Annotated in this window: 1 protein-coding gene; it reads right to left on the bottom strand. The window is 39.7% G+C overall.

Translation table 11 applies throughout. From position 1 onward, the window contains the following. Positions 1-508 (bottom strand): GNAT family N-acetyltransferase (locus tag AC1DRF_RS30405; RefSeq protein ID WP_477742619.1); only part of this gene is annotated, 508 nt, incomplete at its 3' end. Positions 509-819: the final 311 nt, after the last annotated feature.

Here is an 819-nt window from a genome sequence, read left to right as displayed (position 1 = left end):
TGATAAGATCTGTCTGAAATGCTTCTTCAATAAAAGCACCTTCACGCTCTATTCCTTCTTTTACAAAACCGCATTTTTCATAACAAGCAATGGCTCTATGGTTGTATTCGAGCACTCGTAATTCGACTCTGTGCAAGTGAAGGTGTTCAAATGCATACGCAAGTACCAATTTTGTAACTTCAGTGCCTAGCCCTTGATTCCAAACGGAGGAATCAAATAAACCAATTGCATACCGTGCGCGCCGGTCGTACTCGTTAACGGTCAGCCGGGCCTCTCCAACAAAACGCTGCTGATATTCAATGCACCAATTCAGCTTTTGAGACTTTATGTACTCGACGTGCCGCTTGGCATCTTGTAATGTAAGAGGTTTTAAGTTTCGGGTATCGCCTCCGTACATGCGAATAAGTTCTTTTGTTTGTTTGCATGCTAGATAGTCATTTACATCGCTGTCCTTTGGTTTTCTTAGTATCACGTTTTTTCCTTTTAAAAGTGGTGAAACATTATTCATTTGATGCATCCTTTCTTTTCTAACATTTAAAAAGGTATTCCACTTGTTTCTTAAAAAACCTGCTTTTACGTATAAAAAGAAATTGAGACACAACTATGTCCATCGAATCTCAAGACAAACAAATGGGATCAATGTGCTAGTATGGAGTGCTTGTTACACCGCGGTTGATTTCCGTGCAAGACTTGGCTTCTCATTAACTGCTCTACATATATGAAGCAAGCCTACGTTCATCCTACAAATAAAAAAATCCGAACGAGTTGGATTCTCAAGCAAGAATCTCGATTCATCGTTCGGATCTTCCTTCAGCTAAA

Source organism: Priestia sp. P5_B4, assembly GCF_056400385.1.
The sequence above is the reverse complement of the archived record's forward strand: the minus strand, read 5'-3'. Positions and strand labels throughout refer to the sequence as shown.